The organism is Oleiphilus sp. HI0080 (assembly GCF_001635135.1).
Genome location: NZ_LWFU01000991.1, coordinates 1 through 1,097 on the forward strand (window position 1 = coordinate 1; position 1,097 = coordinate 1,097).

Below are 1,097 nucleotides of genomic sequence, written 5' to 3' on the forward strand. Positions count from 1 at the left end.
AATAACCGATCGCTATGAGGAGCTTGGTGCACTTTTGAGTGATCCTAGCGTGATCTCAGATCAAAACAAGTTCCGAGACTACTCAAAGGAATACTCGGAGTTGGAGCCGGTTGTTCAGTGCTATGGCCGATATCGACAGGCGCAGGATGACATTGAAGAAGCGAAAGCGCTTATGTCCGATGGCGATGCCGATATGCGTGAAATGGCGCAAGAGGAGTTGTCGGCTGCGCAAGAAAACCTGGTCGGCCTGACGGACGAGTTGCAGGTACTTTTACTGCCAAAAGATCCAAACGATGGTAACAACGTGTTTCTTGAAATTAGAGCTGGCACAGGTGGTGATGAGGCGGCGATTTTTTCTGGGGACCTTTTTCGCATGTACTCTCGTTATGCAGAGCAAAGACGTTGGAAAATGGAAGTCGTCAGCGAAAGCTTGGGTGAGCATGGCGGATACAAGGAGATTATTACTCGCGTGATTGGCGATGGTGTATTTGGTGCGCTGAAATTTGAATCTGGAGCGCATCGAGTGCAGCTCGTACCAGAGACAGAATCGCAGGGCCGCATTCATACGTCTGCGTGTACGGTTGCCGTTATGCCTGAGATTGAGTCAGTGGATGATGTGGAAATCAATAAGGCTGATCTTCGGATTGATACGTTTCGTGCCTCTGGTGCGGGTGGTCAGCACGTCAACAAAACAGATTCTGCAATTCGTATTACCCACTTGCCAACCGGTGTTGTCGTTGAGTGTCAGGACGAGCGATCGCAACACAAGAACAAGGCAAAGGCGATGACCTTGCTTGCATCTAAACTGTTAAGTGCTGAGCAAGAAGCCGCAGCGGCCGAGCAATCCAGCCAGCGTAAGAGCTTGGTGGGTAGTGGTGATCGTTCTGAGCGTATTCGAACCTATAACTATCCGCAAGGGCGTGTCACCGATCATCGCATCAATTTAACCTTGTACAAGTTGGCAGAGGTCATGGAGGGTGATCTTGGGGTGATTATTGATCCTCTGTTGCAGGAGCATCAGGCTGAACTGCTCGCGAGTATTAACGAGGGCTAGCGCTCTTGTTGTGTACTGTCATGTCGCTAACCATTGCTGATGC

The 1,097-nt window shown here is 50.0% G+C and carries 1 protein-coding gene; it reads left to right on the plus strand.

Features of this window, described 5'->3' with window-relative positions:
- Position 1 precedes the first annotated feature (1 nt).
- Positions 2–1,054 carry a peptide chain release factor 1 gene (gene prfA / locus A3751_RS18965; RefSeq protein ID WP_082863378.1) on the plus strand — a complete coding sequence of 351 codons (1,053 nt, stop codon included), beginning with the start codon at positions 2–4 and terminating at the stop codon, positions 1,052–1,054.
- Positions 1,055–1,097: the final 43 nt, after the last annotated feature.